Raw genomic sequence first — 13,717 nt, 5'->3', positions numbered from 1 at the left:
CCCTCGACCATGAAGCAAACCCCCACCGATCTGGAACAGATCACCGCCACCACCCTCGGCCACTACAACTCGGTGGCCGAAGACTTTCGAGAAGGCACCCGCGATCACGATGTCAGCCAGAACATCGACGCCTTGCTTCGCCATATCCAGGGCACGGCGCCGTTCTCCATTCTCGATTTCGGCTGTGGGCCGGGGCGTGACTTGCGCACGTTCACCCGCATGGGCCACGTTGCGGTCGGCCTCGACGGTGCAGAGCAATTCGCGCAAATGGCACGGGCAGACAGTGGCTGTGAAGTGTGGTGTCAGGACTTTCTGAAACTCGATCTGCCGGCTGAGCGCTTCGACGGGATCTTCGCCAATGCGGTGCTGTTTCATGTGCCGTTGCAGGAGTTGCCGCGAGTGCTCAAGCAGCTGCATGCCACGTTGAAACCGGGCGGGGTGTTGTTCAGTTCGAATCCGCGCGGGGATAACCGTGAGGGCTGGAACGGGCCGCGCTATGGTTCGTACCACGATCTGGAAGCGTGGCGCGGGTTGCTCACGGCAGCGGGGTTTGTCGAGCTGGAGCATTACTACCGGCCCGCGGGGTTGCCGCGCGAGCAGCAGCCTTGGCTGGCCAGCGTTTGGCGTAAATCTGCGTAGTCAATTCTGACGCCTTCGCGAGCAAGCCCGCTCCCACAGTTGGAATGCGCTCCCCTGTAGGAGTGAGCCTGCTCGCGATGAGTGCGCAGCACTCGCTTTTAAGCGTCCTCTTTCTTCGGCTCGCGAATCTTGTACCAGGCCACATACAGCGCCGGCAAAAACAGCAGCGTCAGCAACGTCGCGACTACGATCCCGCCAATCATCGCGTAAGCCATCGGCCCCCAGAACACTTCGCGGGCAATCGGGATCATGCCCATGCTCGCCGCCGCGGCGGTCAGCAGGATCGGTCGGCGGCGGTGTTCGGTCGCTTCCACCACCGCATCCCACGGCGCATAGCCCTTCTTCTCATACTCATCGATCTGCGTCACCAGAATCACCGAATTGCGAATGATGATGCCGATCAGCGCCAGAATCCCGAGGATCGCCACGAAGCCCATCGGCGTGCCGGTCGGCACCAGCGCCAGCACCACGCCGATCAGACCCAGCGGCGCGACACTCGCCACCAGGAACATCTTCTGCACGCTGTGCAGCTGGATCATCAGGAAGGTCGCCATCAAAAACAGCATCAACGGCAGCACCTTGGCGATCGGCCCCTGGGCCTTGCCGCTTTCCTCGACCGTACCGCCGGTGGCGACTTTGTAGCCGACCGGCAGCTTTTCAGCGAAGGCATCGATTGATGGCTTGAGCAGTTTCACCAGGTCGGTCGGCTGGATCTCGTCGCGCACCGAGGCCTTGATGGTGATGGTCGGCAGACGGTCGCGACGCCACACCAGCGGCTGCTCCAGCTCATACCGCACGGTGGCGAAGGCCAGCAGCGGAATCGAGGTGCCGTTGGGCGTGACGATCTGCAGGTTCTGCAGGGTTTCCGGGGTGCCGCGCTCGGAATCCACCGCGCGCCCGACCACGTTGATCAGGTAGATATCGTCATCGACCTGGGTCAGTGGCGAACCGCTGACGATGCTGTTCATCAACTTCGCCACGTCTTCCGACGACAGCCCGAGCTGACGCGCCTTGTCCTGGGCGATGTCGATACGCAGGACTTTGCCCGGTTCGTTCCAGTCGTAAATGATCTCGCCGATGTGTTCGTTCTTGTCCAGCTCGGTCGCCAGGTCGATGGCGTGCTTGCGCACCTGATCGATGTCCTTGCCGCTGACCCGGTACTGGATCGGCCGGCCCACCGGCGGGCCCATTTCCAGCGCCTGCACGTAACTGCCGATGCCGACGAAGTCCTTGTGCAGGCGCTCACGCAGGCGTTGGCTCAGAGCCTCGCGGGCTTTGAAGTCTTTGCTGACGATCACCAGTTGCGCGTAGTACGGGTTCTGCAATTGCTGGTCGAGCGGCAGGTAGAAACGGATCGCGCCCTGACCGATGTAAGTGCTCCAGCGCACGATGTCCGGGTCGCCCTTGAGCGTGGCTTCGAGCTTGTCCACGGCCTTGCGGGTTTCGTCGATCGAGGCGTTTTGCGGCAGGTTCAGATCGACGAGGATTTCCGGGCGATCGGAGGACGGGAAAAACTGGTTCTGCACAAAGCGCATGCAGAACACTGCCAGCACGAAGCACAACACGGTGATGCCGATCGCCCACCAGCGGTTACGCATCGACCACAACAAGCCGTGATTGAATGCCCGGCCAATGCGCCCCGGCTCGGCTGCGTGGGGTTTCACGTTGGTGCTGAGAATGTGCACGCCAATCACCGGTGCGAACAGCACCGCGACGATCCACGACACCAGCATCGCCACCGCGATTACCGCAAACAGGGTGAAGGTGTACTCACCGGCCGAGCTGGCGTTGAGGCCGATCGGCACAAACCCGGCGACCGTCACCAGCGTACCGGTGAGCATCGGGAACGCTGTGGAGGTGTAGGCGAACGTGGCCGCCTGCTCCTTGGTCTCGCCCATTTCCAGGCGCGTGACCATCATCTCCACGGTGATCATCGCATCGTCGACCAGCAGGCCGAGGGCGATGATCAGCGCACCGAGGGAAATCCGCTGCATGGTGATGCCGCTGTACTCCATGAACACGAAGACCATCGCCAGCACCAGCGGAATCGAGCACGCCACCACCAGCCCGGCGCGCACGCCGAGGCTGATGAAGCTGACCACCAGGACGATGATCACCGCTTCGAACAGCGCGCTGGTGAAGCCGCCGACGGCCTCTTCCACCACCACCGCCTGATCGGACACGGTGTGCACGCCGACGCCCACCGGCAGGTCGGCCGTCAGTTGATCAATGCGTGCGTGCAGCGCCTTACCGAACGCCTGCACGTTACCGCCCTTCTGCATGGCAATCGCCAGGCCGATGGCCGGTTTGCCGTCGAAGCGGAATTCCGGGGTGGCCGGGTCGACGTAACCACGGCTGATGTCGGCGACATCGGCCAGACGATAGAAGCGGTCATTGAGCTTGAGATTGACCTCGGCCAGATCCTTCTCCGAAGCGAACTGCCCCGAGGTGCGCACGGAAATCCGCTCCGGACCGGCCTCGATCACACCCGCCGGGGTCACCGCGTTCTGCGATTGCAGGCTCTGCACCACCTGGCGCTGATCGATGCCCAGCGCGGCGAGTTTGCGCGTGGAGAAGTTCAGGTAGATCACTTCGTCCTGCTGGCCGACCATCTCGATCTTGCCCAGCCCCGGCACGTTGCGGATCTCGGCGCGGGCCTGTTCCACGTAGTCGCGCAACTGGCGCATGGTCAGGCCATCGGCAGTAAAGGCGTAGACCGAGCCGTAGACGTCGCCGAACTCATCGTTGAATCCGGGTCCCTGAATCCCTTGGGGAAACTGCCCGCGAATGTCATCGATCTTCTTGCGCACCTGGTACCAGATTTCCGGAATGTCCTGGGCGCTGGTGGTATCGCGCAGGTACACGTAGACCGTCGATTCACCGGGCCGCGTGTAGCTTTTCACGTAATCGAGGGAGTCGAGTTCCTCAAGTTTTTTCTCGATGCGGTCGGTGACCTGCTTGAGGGTTTCTTCCTGGGTCGCGCCCGGCCACTTGGTCTGGATCACCATGGTCTTGATGGTGAACGACGGGTCTTCTTCGCGCCCCAGATTGAAGTAGGAAAACACCCCCATCAGCAGCGCGACGAACATCAGGTACCAGACGAACGACTGATGCTTGAGGGCCCATTCGGAGAGATTGAAAGAGCCTTTCATTGACTGTCCTCGTCGAGTTTCACGGCTTGTCCGGGTTTGAGGCTGTTGACGCCTGCGCTGACCACCTGCTCACCACTTTTGACCCCGCCGGCCAGCACCACGGTGCTGTCAGTGCGGCTGGTCACGCTGACGTCACGGGGGGAGACGGTTTTGCTCTGGGGGTCGATGACCCAAATGCGGGTCTTGCCGTCGACTTCCTGCAACGCCGTCGCGGGCAATTCGATCCGCGACTTGATGGCCGAGCTGAGGGTCACGCTGATCGCCGTGCCGAGACGAAACCCGGGCGGGGTTTCGCTCAGGGTCAGGCGTGCACGACGGGTACGCGTGGCGCTCTGTGCCTGGGGTTCGATTTCGCGAATGATCGCCGTGGTGCTGATGCTCGGGTCGAGCTGCGCGGCCACCAGAAACACCACGTCGGCGGGGATCTGATCGACCAGCGTATCCGGCAGGTCGATCACCGCTTCCTTGATGTCCGGTTGCGCCAGGGTCACCACTTGCTGGCCGGCAGTTACCACTTGGCCGGCCTCGGCATTCCATGCCGTGACCACGGCTTTGTGGTCGGCGCGCAGTTCGGTGTAGCCGAGCTGATCCTTGCTCTGGTTGACCGCCGCCCGCGCCTGATCGAGCGAAGCCTGGGTGGTTTTCAGGTCGGTGGTGGCGATGTCCAGTTGTGCCTGGGCGCCCACTCCGCGATCGAACAGCGCCTGCTGCCGCCGGGCATTGGCCTGAGCGTTGATCAGTTGCGCCTGCACCTTGGCCAGATCGCCCTGGGCCGAGCGCAACTGGTTCTGCTGATCGGTCGGGTCGAGGGTGGCAAGCAGCGTGCCCTTATCCACTTCGGCGCCGACATCGACGTTGCGACTGGCGATGCGCCCGCCAACGCGAAACCCGGTATTGCTCTCGTAACGCGCCTGAATGCTGCCGGCGAAGCGCCCGAGGGTTTCTTCGTTCAGCGCCTGCACCTTGATCGACAGCACCGGCCGCACCGGCTCCGGCGGTGGTTCGCTTTTCGAGCAGGCAGCCAGCAGCACGCCAATGGACAACAGCCCCAAACGCTTCATGGCTGTGCTCCCGGTTGCAGATCCTTGTAGGTGTTTTCGGCGATTTCGACTTTCATGCCCGGGTGCAGCAGTTGTCCACCGGCAACGATGACTTTTTCGCCGCCGTTGAGGCCGCCGCTGATGATCACCTTACCGGTCAGGTAGCGGCCGACGGTGACGTTATGTAATTGCGCTTGCCCCTTGTCGTCGACCATCCACACCGCCGGGTCGCTGATGTTCTTGGTCAGCGCCGACCACGGCAATTCCACCGCCGTTTTGCCAGTGCCCTTGGCGGTGGCGCTGACCACCGAGCCGAGCTGCATGCCTTGCGGGAGGCTGTCGAGGGTGACCTTGACCTGCACCGTGCCCGATTGCGCCGACACCGCCGGGGTGATTTCACGTACGGTGCCGGTGGTCTTGATGTTGGGGTTGTCGAGCAGACTGACGACGATCGAGCGATCGGCAGGCCGTTCCGAGAGCAGCGATTCGTAGACGTTGAACACCGCATCGCGGTCGCCATCGCGGGCCAGTTTGAAAATCGGCGCGGTCGCCTGGACCACCTGGCCGACTTCAGCCTGGCGCTCGGTGATGATGCCGGGGGCATCGGCGATCAGCGAGGTGTAGCTCAACTGATCCTTGGCATTGGCCAGTTGCGCCTGGGCCGCGCTCAGAGCGCTCTGGCTGCTGCGCAACGCGGCTTGGGCGGAGTCGAATTCGCTCTGGCTGGTGTAGCCCTTGGGCAACAGTTTTTGCTGCCGCACGAACGCCGCAGCGCTTTGTTTGACCCGCGCCTGCTCGGCGACAACCTGCGCCTGGGCGGAATCGACGTTGGTCTGCAAATCCTTGGGATCGAGCTTGGCCAGCACCTGTTTGGCGCTCACCCGGTCGCCGACATCGACCATGCGCTGGATGATCTTGCCGCCGACCCGGAACGACAGTTCGGTCTGCACCCGCGCCTGCACGTCACCGGTGAGGGTCACGGCAGCGGCATAGTCAGCCGGTTTCACCACTTGCACAAAGACCCGGGGCAAGTACTCCGCCGGGGCCTCTTTCTTGCCGCAAGCGGTCAGCGCCGTGAGCAGGCTCAGCACGACCACTGTTTTCAATCCGGGACTCGCCATGCAGACTCCTTCCTGTGTACGAACGTGCAAGTGACGATACGACTGTGAGCTTAGAACAGGGTTCAACCTTCGCTCGCGGGAATAACGCATTTTCCACATTGATTGCCGTGGCGAGGGAGCTTGCTCCCGCTCGACTGCGAAGCAGGCGCAAACCTCTCGAATCGGGGGTTGGGGCCGCTTCGCAGCCCGGCGGGAGCAAGCTCCCTCGCCACAGGGGTACCAGCACGGCACACTATCGGTTCCGGCAGAAGGAAACGCCCATGCTCAAGACCCTCGCGGTAGCCAATTACCGCTCGATCAATAAATTGGTGATTCCGCTGGGCCGCTTGAATCTGATCACCGGCCCCAACGGCAGTGGCAAGTCCAACCTGTACCGCGCGCTGCGCCTGCTGGCGGAAACCGCGCAGGGTGGCGTGGTCAATGCGCTGGCCCGCGAGGGTGGGCTGGATTCGACGTTCTGGGCCGGGCCGGAAACCATCAGCCGGCGCATGCGCAACGGCGAAGTGGCGATCGAGCCGACCGTGCGTCAGGGCGTCAAACGCCTGCGTCTGGGGTTTGCCGGGGAAGACTTCAGCTACGCGATCGCTCTCGGCTTGCCGGAGCCGAGCCTTTCGTTCTTCTCCCTCGATCCGGAGATCAAGAAGGAGTGCATCTGGGCCGGGCCGCTCTATCGTCCGGCGAGCCTGCTGGTGGATCGCCACGGCCCGATGATTCGCGCCCGCGAAGGGCGCGGCTGGGACGTGCTGGCCCAGCACACGCCGAACTTCGACAGCCTGTTCGATCAGGTCGGCAGCCTGCGCAGTTCACCGGAGGTGTTCCAGATGCGCGAATTCATCCGCCGCTGGCGCTTCTACGATCACTTTCGCAGCGACGCCGACGCCCCGGTGCGCCAGCCGCAACTGGGTACGCGCACGCCGGTGCTGCATCACGACGGTCGGGATCTGGCCGCAGCGTTGCAGACCATTCGCGAAATCGGCGACCCCGAAGCGTTGCAGGCAGCGATCAGCGATGCCTTCCCCGGCGCACGACTGAACATCGCGCCGCTGGCCGGCGGCCGCTTTGCCATCGAGTTCTATCAGGAAGGATTGCTGCGACCGCTGTCGGCGGCGGAGCTGTCGGACGGCACGTTGCGTTATCTGCTGCTGATCGCGGCGCTGCTGACGCCGCGGCCACCGTCGTTGATGGTGCTCAACGAACCGGAAACCAGTCTGCATCCGGATCTGCTGCCGGCGCTGGCACGCTTGATCATTCACGCTTCGCAGGAGTGTCAGGTGTGGGTGGTGTCCCACGCGCGGCGGTTGATTTCGGCGTTGCAGGAAGATCCCGAGTGCAACTGCATCGTGCTGGAGAAGACGCTGGGGCAGACCGGGATTGTCGGCCAGCGGGTGCTGGATGAGCCGGCGTGGAACTGGCCGGATTGAGCGGCGCCTGAACCACCGCTTTCGCGAGCAAGCCCGCTCCCACAGGGACATGCATTCCAACTGTGGGAGCGGGCTTGCTCGCGAAGAGGACCTTCAGGTCAGCGCAGATTTAACGGCCAATCACCCCTGCCACTTGCCACCCTCGACAATCACGCTCTCAGGCTTGGTGTCATCGCTCAGCTCTTTACGCACGTATTGGTCATACAGCTTGAGCAGGTATTTCTCTTCACCCAACTTGGCCAGCTCGGTATTCACCCAGTCACGCAGCTCGATATTGCCCTTCTTCACTGCCGGCGCAATCGGCGCCTCAGCCCCGAGTTTTTCGTCCAGCACGCGGTAGCCCGGGTTCTGCTTGGCCCAGCTGAACAGCACCAGATTGTCCTGCGCGTAGGCATCGCCGCGACCGTTGGCCAGAGCTTGCAGCGACTCGGAGTTTTTCTCGAACTTCAGCAGTTTCCAGTCCGGGTGATTCTTGGTCAGCCAGATGTCGGCGGTGGTGCCGGTGGTGACGATAGTGGTGCGGGTGGCCAGGTCATCGAGGCTCTTCACGGAACTGCCCTGCGGTACCAGCGCCTGGACTGCGACCTTGAGGTTCGGGTTGGTGAATTCCACCGCTTCCTTGCGCTCCGGGGTCACGGTCATGTTGGCGAGGATCAGGTCGACCTTGTCGCTTTGCAGGAACGGAATGCGGCTCGCCGGCTCCACGGCCACGAACTCGACCTTGTTCTCGTCGCCCAGCAGATCCTTGGCGAAACGCCGACCGATATCGGTGTCGAAGCCGACGTAGCGCCCGGCTTCATCGACGAAACCGAACGGTGGCTTGTCGGTGAATACGCCGACGATCAGTTTGTCGCGGGCCTTGATCTTGTCCAGATAGCTGGCCGGCGCGGTGCTTTCGCTGGCGACTTTCGGCGTGGCCGGTTCTTCGGATTTGTTGCAGCCGGCGAGCAGCGCGAGCCCCAGCAGCGGCAGTAAAAACAGGGATGACTTGGCAGTTTTCATAGCGGTTCCAGTTCCTTTGTCGGATTCGTTTCAGGCAGTGTTGCAACGAAGGAGAACTTCTCCAGAAACTGCTGCGCGCGTGCGGTTTGCGGGTTCGTAAAGAAAATCTCGGGCGGGTTCTGCTCAAGGATGCGTCCGGCATCCATGAACACGATACGGTCGGCCACCGCGCGGGCGAAGGCCATTTCATGGGTGACGATCAGCAGGGTCATGCCCTCGCGAGCGAGGCCCTGAATCACTTGCAGCACTTCCTTGACCATCTCCGGGTCGAGGGCAGCGGTGACTTCATCGAAGAGCATGACCCGCGGGTTCATGCACAACGAACGGACGATGGCGATGCGTTGCTGCTGGCCGCCGGAGAGCTGGCGCGGGAAGGCATCGCGCTTGTCCGCCAGGCCCACCCGTTCGAGCAAGGCTTCGGCTTGCTGCTGCGCTTCACGGCGCTGGCGCTTTTGCACCTTGAGCGGGCCGAGCAGCAAATTGTCGAGCACGCTCATGTGCGGGAACAGGTGATAACTCTGGAACACCATGCCGATCTGCTGGCGGATCTCGCGCCAGTCGGTGGCCTTGTCCAGCAGCTCGCGGCCGACAAATTTCAGGCTGCCGCTGTGGGCCTCCTCCAGACCATTGAGGCAACGCAGCAAGGTGCTTTTGCCACAACCGCTCGGGCCGAGGATGACGATCACTTCGCCGCTGCGCACTTGCAGGTCGATGCCCTTGAGCACCTGCTGTTCGCCGTAGAATTTGTTGAAACCGTGAAACTCGATCAATGCGCTCATGCTTGCGTCCAGCGCCGCTCCAGCACGCGCGAGGCGGCCGACAGCGGGTAGCAGATGAAAAAGAAAAACAGAAACAGCGCGCCGTAGATCAGCACCGATTCGTAGGTGCGCTCGATGATCTGCTGGCCGACCTTGATCACATCGACCACGCCGATCAGCACCGCCAGCGAGCTGGTCTTGATGATCCGCGTGTAGACGTTGATGGTCGGCGGCGTCATGCGTTTCAGCGCTTGCGGCAACAACACGTAGCCATACAGTTGCGCCGCATTGAGGCCGATCGACAATCCCGCCTCACGCTGCCCGCGCGGCAACGAATGCAGCGCGCCACGGGCCACTTCGCCGACCTCGCTGGCGCCCCACAGCGACAGCACCAGCACCGCGCACCAGAAGCTCGGCAAGCTCAGACCGAAGAAAATCGGCAGGCCGAAAAACAGCAGGTACAGCCAGACCAGCACCGGGATCGCCCGGAACAGTTCCAGATAGACCCGCAGGATCGCGTTCAGCCACGTCACGTTGAGCGTGCGCAATACGCCGTAGAGCACGCCGCCAATGGTGCTGATCGCAATGCTCAGGAACGAGATCGACAAGGTTTGCCCGGCGCCTTTTGCCAGTTGCGGCAACGACACCCAAAGCAGTTCAAGACCCGAACTGGCCATGCTGGAGCCTCCTTTCCAGACGGCTGAGCAGCAGCGACAGCGGCAAGAACAACAGCACGCAAATCAGCGTCAGCACGGCGAGCATTTCGTAGGTTTTGTAGTAGAGCGCGATGTAGCTCTTGGTGGTGTAGAGGATTTCCGGCACGGCCACCGCCGAGACCACGGTGGTTTCCTTGAGCAGGAAAATGAAATTGGCGAACAGCGACGGCAGGCTGAGAATCCCCGCTTGCGGCAGGATCACGTAGCGCAGCAACTGCCCGTGGGACAGGCCGATGGAACGCCCCGATTCCAGTTGCGCCTGCGGCACCGCGTCGACACCGGCACGCAGCACCTCAGTGAGGTAAGCACCGCCGAGGAAGGTCATGGTGATGATTGCAGCGGTGAACCCGGAAACCTTGATCCCCAGCGCCGGCAGGGCGAAGTAGACGAAGAACAGTTGAATCAGCAGCGGCGTATTGCGCGCCAGTTCTACATACAGGCCGACGGCGCGCTGCAGGTAAGGCGTGCGAAACACCAGAATCGTCGCGTTGAGCAGCGCCACCAGCAACGACGTGCCGATAGCGATGAAACCGACCTGCAGCGTCACGCCCACGGCTTTGAGAAAGGCCGGCAGGGTGCTGAGGATAAATGCGTAATCGAATGTCATGAAACGTCCTGACGCCACTCGGTAAGTGGCGGTGGTGCAGTCCATGGACAGCGGGTGGCTGTCCGGCAGGCACTGACTTTATAGGTATAAAAACAAGAATTTAAATACCGTTAAAGCATATTGATATCACCCAAAAAACTATCCTGTGGGTTTGCCGGGAAGGAATAAGAAGGCTATTTTCCCTTGCGCTGTAGGAAGGATCTTTTTTGCATGAAAGCCCTCCAAGGACGAACAGCTTTTGGCCAGACTCCTCCGGCCAAACCATTACAAGGAAGACAACATGGACGTAAAAGTGCCGCAGCGACTGGACCCGCAGGACATCGTGAAATTGCTCGTGGCGTTGCGCCGGGCGTTGAAGACTCAAGTGGCCTGAGTCAGCGAAAAAATCAAAAGATCGCAGCCTTCGGCAGCTCCTACAGGAGATCGCATTCCTCTGTAGGAGCTGCCGAAGGCTGCGATCTTTTGCTTCTGGCTATAGATTTTGTGTCGATCGCACAAATCGAGCACACACAAAAACGCCGATGACCATCACTGGCCATCGGCGTTTTCATACCTTGAAGGGGTGGTTCAAGCGTCGGATCAGAACGCCGGCAGTACCGCGCCGTTGTACTTCTTCTCGATGAACGCTTTGACTTCCGGGCTGGTCAGGGCAGCGGCCAGTTTCTGGATCGCGTCGCTGTTCTTGTTGTCCTCACGGGCCACCAGGAAGTTCACGTACGGCGAGTCAGCGCCTTCGATCACCAGCGCATCCTTGGTCGGGTTCAGCTTGGCTTCCAGTGCGTAGTTGGTGTTGATCATGTCCAGATCAACTTCCTTCAGGACGCGTGGCAGCAGGGCCGATTCCAGTTCCTTGAACTTGAAGTTGTGCGGGTTCTTGGCGATGTCTTTCGGCGTTGCCAGCGCATTTTTCGGATCTTTCAGTTCGATCAGGCCAGCCTTCTGCAGCAGGATCAGCGCACGTCCGCTGTTGCTGCCTTCGTTCGGGATGGCGATGGTCGCGCCGTCTGGCAGATCAGCCAGTTTCTTGTATTTGCTCGAGTAGCCACCGAACGGTTCAACGTGCACGCCTTGCACGGTCACCAGGTACTTGGACTTGTCGTCCTTGTATTTGCCGGCGTTGAAGCTGTCCAGGTAAGGCTTGGTCTGGAAGTAGTTGGCATCCAGACGCTTCTCGCCAACCTGCACGTTCGGCTGCACGTAGTCGGTGAAGACCTTGATTTCCAGATCCACGCCTTCTTTGGCCAGGGTCGGTTTGATCAGCTCGAGAATTTCCGCGTGCGGCACCGGAGTCGCCGCCACCACCAGTTTCTCGCCGGCCTGGGCCAGGGAAGCAGTCAGAGCAGCCGCCAATGCGGTAAACAACAGAACCTTTTTCATGCAGTGTCCTTATCGAGAATCACGGTCGCGAATGGCGACGGCTATTAATACGAGTGCCAGTGAAGTGCTATCTCTGGCGTGGAGCGGACAATACCGGGATTTTTTATTCCCGGACAATAACGTTTATTCACTTTGATATTCCATTTCGTTCATACAGAACCAAACGGCTACAACTGCTGGCTCAAACCAATCAGCAGATCTTTCAAAGCCTTACGTTCGTCAACGCTACCGCCGATATTGATTTGTGCTACCAGTCGTTCGATCTGAAGCTGCGGCCCAGACACTTCGGGCAGATTCAGGTGCTCCGGGAGGATTTCGTCGCCGGTGCTGACCAGCAGCGCAAAGTGAATGACGTTTTCCAGCTCGCGGGTGTTGCCCGGCCAGCTGTGGCGCTCCAGCAGGTGCTGCGCCGCTTCGCTGATCAACGGCACCGGCAGATCCAGGCGCTGGCTGTAGATGCCGAGGAAATACTCGGCCAGCGACAGGATGTCGCCAATCCGCTCGCGCAGGGCCGGCAATTCCAGCTGCCCTTCGCTGAGGTAGTGATAGAGCCGTTCGTGGAATTTCCCGGCGTCCACCGCTTGTGCCAGATCGATGCTGGTGGCTGCGACCAACCGCACATCCACCGGGCTTGGCTGATGCGCGCCAACGCGGGTGACTTCATGATTTTCCAGGGCGGCGAGCAGTTTGATCTGGATCGGCAACGGCAGATCGCCGATCTCATCGAGGTACAAGGTGCCGCCGTTGGCCGAACCGAACCAGCCGGCCCGACTGCTCGCCGAACCTGTATAGCTGCCGGCGGCATAGCCGAACAGCTCGGCATCGGCGTAGGTCGGACTGATCGCGCCGCAATTGACCGAGACGAACAGACCGCTGCGATCACTGGCACGGTGGATGTGGCGCGCGAGCAATTCTTTGCCGGTGCCGGTCTCGCCACGGATCAATACCGAGATGGCACGCGGCGCCAGGTGCTCAAGTTCTTCGCGCAACTGGCGGGACCGGGGATCGACGAAAACCAGCGCCTTGGCGCGGATGCTCAGGGGACTTTTTTCCGCATCGGGAAAGGTCAGCAACGGCTGACCGAACGTTTCGAAACTCATGGCAGACTCCCGCCCAGAACCGCCGGCAGACGGGGGCGTTCAGAAAAGAAAAAGGTTCAAGCGCGACGCCGGGCGTGGTGTTCCATGCGGTTTTGCAGGCGATACAGATAAGCGAAACCCTGCTCCCAGCGCTGATGCCCGGACTTGACGTTGATGTGCCCCGCCCCGGCAAGAATTCCCGCCTCGGCGCCCCAGTTACGCGCCAGCTCAAGAGCGCGCGGGGCGCTGACCGCGGCGTCGTTGTCGGAACTGACCACCTGGCTCGGGAACGGCAACAGATCGGTCGGGATCGGCGCGAAATTGCGCAACGCAGGCGCGCAGGCCGGACGCTCGACATCGGCAGGTGCGACCAGCAACGCACCGCGCACCTGACGCAGGTATTGCACAGGCGCGGTAGCCGCCCAATGTGCAACGGTGATGCAACCCAGGCTGTGAGCAATCAGGATCACTGGCGTGCTGTCGGCGGCAATCGCTTCGGCCAGCGCCGCAACCCAGTCTTCACGGCGCGGCGTCAGCCAGTCGGCCTGCTCCACGCGTGCGCTGTTGGGCAGACTGTTCTGCCAGTGGGTTTGCCAATGATCTTCTGGCGATCCTTGCCAGCCCGGCACAATCAGGTAGCGGATTGATTCGTTGCGCATGGGGAGCTCTCCTGCGTCGTGTCTGTTCCTGATCGAGTATAGGGACGGGATTTATATTCGTTAAGGAATAAGAAGCTATTTATTAAGACCTAAAAGAAATATCAGTTGCCTTTTGTAGGAGCTGCCGAAGGCTGCGATCTTTTTTT

The 13,717-nt window shown here is 61.3% G+C and carries 12 protein-coding genes; 2 read left to right on the top strand and 10 right to left on the bottom strand.

The window, feature by feature from the left end; translation table 11 throughout:
• The first annotated feature begins 9 nt into the window (after positions 1-9).
• Positions 10-639 (top strand): class I SAM-dependent methyltransferase, encoded by a 630-nt coding sequence (locus tag NTD85_RS24580; RefSeq protein WP_262143440.1) that lies wholly within the window; start codon positions 10-12, stop codon positions 637-639.
• A gap of 98 nt (positions 640-737) precedes the next feature.
• Here NTD85_RS24580 and NTD85_RS24575 read toward each other — a convergent pair whose 3' ends face one another.
• The 3 genes from NTD85_RS24575 to NTD85_RS24565 are packed head-to-tail and all read right to left on the bottom strand — an operon-like array spanning position 738 to position 5,952.
• A complete protein-coding gene (locus NTD85_RS24575; protein ID WP_262143439.1) occupies positions 738-3,791 on the bottom strand; it encodes an efflux RND transporter permease subunit in 3,054 nt (1,017 codons plus the stop codon).
• Complete coding sequence (locus NTD85_RS24570) at positions 3,788-4,852, bottom strand: efflux RND transporter periplasmic adaptor subunit (protein WP_003220590.1); 1,065 nt, start codon at positions 4,850-4,852, stop codon at positions 3,788-3,790. Before NTD85_RS24570 ends, NTD85_RS24575 begins: the two co-directional genes overlap by 4 nt.
• Complete coding sequence (locus tag NTD85_RS24565) at positions 4,849-5,952, bottom strand: efflux RND transporter periplasmic adaptor subunit (RefSeq protein WP_103520321.1); 1,104 nt, start codon at positions 5,950-5,952, stop codon at positions 4,849-4,851. The genes NTD85_RS24570 and NTD85_RS24565 overlap by 4 nt, the downstream gene beginning before the upstream one ends.
• Before the next feature lie 260 nt (positions 5,953-6,212).
• Here NTD85_RS24565 and NTD85_RS24560 point away from each other — a divergent pair, with 260 nt between their 5' ends.
• The gene (locus tag NTD85_RS24560; protein ID WP_262143438.1) at positions 6,213-7,373 is read left to right on the top strand and encodes an AAA family ATPase; all 1,161 of its coding nucleotides are present in this window, start codon (positions 6,213-6,215) and stop codon (positions 7,371-7,373) included.
• A gap of 120 nt (positions 7,374-7,493) precedes the next feature.
• Here the strand turns inward: NTD85_RS24560 and NTD85_RS24555 are convergent, their stop codons facing one another.
• The 7 genes from NTD85_RS24555 to NTD85_RS24525 all read right to left on the bottom strand — a co-directional run bounded on the left by NTD85_RS24555 (position 7,494) and on the right by NTD85_RS24525 (position 13,571).
• Entirely contained in the window at positions 7,494-8,375 is an 882-nt protein-coding gene (locus NTD85_RS24555) for a transporter substrate-binding domain-containing protein (RefSeq protein ID WP_262143437.1), read from the bottom strand.
• Entirely contained in the window at positions 8,372-9,154 is a 783-nt protein-coding gene (locus NTD85_RS24550; protein ID WP_103485223.1) for an amino acid ABC transporter ATP-binding protein, read from the bottom strand. Before NTD85_RS24550 ends, NTD85_RS24555 begins: the two co-directional genes overlap by 4 nt.
• The gene (locus NTD85_RS24545; protein WP_003220580.1) at positions 9,151-9,810 is read right to left on the bottom strand and encodes an amino acid ABC transporter permease; all 660 of its coding nucleotides are present in this window, start codon (positions 9,808-9,810) and stop codon (positions 9,151-9,153) included. Before NTD85_RS24545 ends, NTD85_RS24550 begins: the two co-directional genes overlap by 4 nt.
• Positions 9,791-10,456: an amino acid ABC transporter permease gene (locus NTD85_RS24540; protein ID WP_003220579.1), complete on the bottom strand. Its 666-nt coding sequence runs from the start codon at positions 10,454-10,456 to the stop codon at positions 9,791-9,793. Before NTD85_RS24540 ends, NTD85_RS24545 begins: the two co-directional genes overlap by 20 nt.
• A gap of 579 nt (positions 10,457-11,035) precedes the next feature.
• Positions 11,036-11,833 (bottom strand): MetQ/NlpA family ABC transporter substrate-binding protein, encoded by a 798-nt coding sequence (locus NTD85_RS24535; RefSeq protein WP_103520457.1) that lies wholly within the window; start codon positions 11,831-11,833, stop codon positions 11,036-11,038.
• Between the two features lie 167 nt (positions 11,834-12,000).
• Positions 12,001-12,933: a sigma 54-interacting transcriptional regulator gene (locus NTD85_RS24530; protein WP_003220574.1), complete on the bottom strand. Its 933-nt coding sequence runs from the start codon at positions 12,931-12,933 to the stop codon at positions 12,001-12,003.
• 56 nt (positions 12,934-12,989) lie between these two features.
• Positions 12,990-13,571, bottom strand: coding sequence for an alpha/beta hydrolase (locus NTD85_RS24525; protein ID WP_003220572.1), 582 nt, complete (start codon positions 13,569-13,571; stop codon positions 12,990-12,992).
• Positions 13,572-13,717: the final 146 nt, after the last annotated feature.

The organism is Pseudomonas sp. 13B_3.2_Bac1 (assembly GCF_025466205.1).
GTDB classification, from domain to species: Bacteria; Pseudomonadota; Gammaproteobacteria; order Pseudomonadales; family Pseudomonadaceae; genus Aquipseudomonas; species Aquipseudomonas fluorescens_H.
Note: the sequence above shows the minus strand (reverse complement) of the source record. Positions and strands in the feature narration are given on the sequence as shown.

What these genes read in the sequence shown, in the direction of transcription:
- NTD85_RS24580 (WP_262143440.1), top strand. Translation starts at nt 10, where the DNA reads ATGAAGCAAACCCCCACCGATCTGGAACAGATCACCGCCACCACCCTC.
- NTD85_RS24575 (WP_262143439.1), bottom strand. Translation starts at nt 3,791, where the DNA reads ATGAAAGGCTCTTTCAATCTCTCCGAATGGGCCCTCAAGCATCAGTCG.
- NTD85_RS24570 (WP_003220590.1), bottom strand. Translation starts at nt 4,852, where the DNA reads ATGAAGCGTTTGGGGCTGTTGTCCATTGGCGTGCTGCTGGCTGCCTGC.
- NTD85_RS24565 (WP_103520321.1), bottom strand. Translation starts at nt 5,952, where the DNA reads ATGGCGAGTCCCGGATTGAAAACAGTGGTCGTGCTGAGCCTGCTCACG.
- NTD85_RS24560 (WP_262143438.1), top strand. Translation starts at nt 6,213, where the DNA reads ATGCTCAAGACCCTCGCGGTAGCCAATTACCGCTCGATCAATAAATTG.
- NTD85_RS24555 (WP_262143437.1), bottom strand. Translation starts at nt 8,375, where the DNA reads ATGAAAACTGCCAAGTCATCCCTGTTTTTACTGCCGCTGCTGGGGCTC.
- NTD85_RS24550 (WP_103485223.1), bottom strand. Translation starts at nt 9,154, where the DNA reads ATGAGCGCATTGATCGAGTTTCACGGTTTCAACAAATTCTACGGCGAA.
- NTD85_RS24545 (WP_003220580.1), bottom strand. Translation starts at nt 9,810, where the DNA reads ATGGCCAGTTCGGGTCTTGAACTGCTTTGGGTGTCGTTGCCGCAACTG.
- NTD85_RS24540 (WP_003220579.1), bottom strand. Translation starts at nt 10,456, where the DNA reads ATGACATTCGATTACGCATTTATCCTCAGCACCCTGCCGGCCTTTCTC.
- NTD85_RS24535 (WP_103520457.1), bottom strand. Translation starts at nt 11,833, where the DNA reads ATGAAAAAGGTTCTGTTGTTTACCGCATTGGCGGCTGCTCTGACTGCT.
- NTD85_RS24530 (WP_003220574.1), bottom strand. Translation starts at nt 12,933, where the DNA reads ATGAGTTTCGAAACGTTCGGTCAGCCGTTGCTGACCTTTCCCGATGCG.
- NTD85_RS24525 (WP_003220572.1), bottom strand. Translation starts at nt 13,571, where the DNA reads ATGCGCAACGAATCAATCCGCTACCTGATTGTGCCGGGCTGGCAAGGA.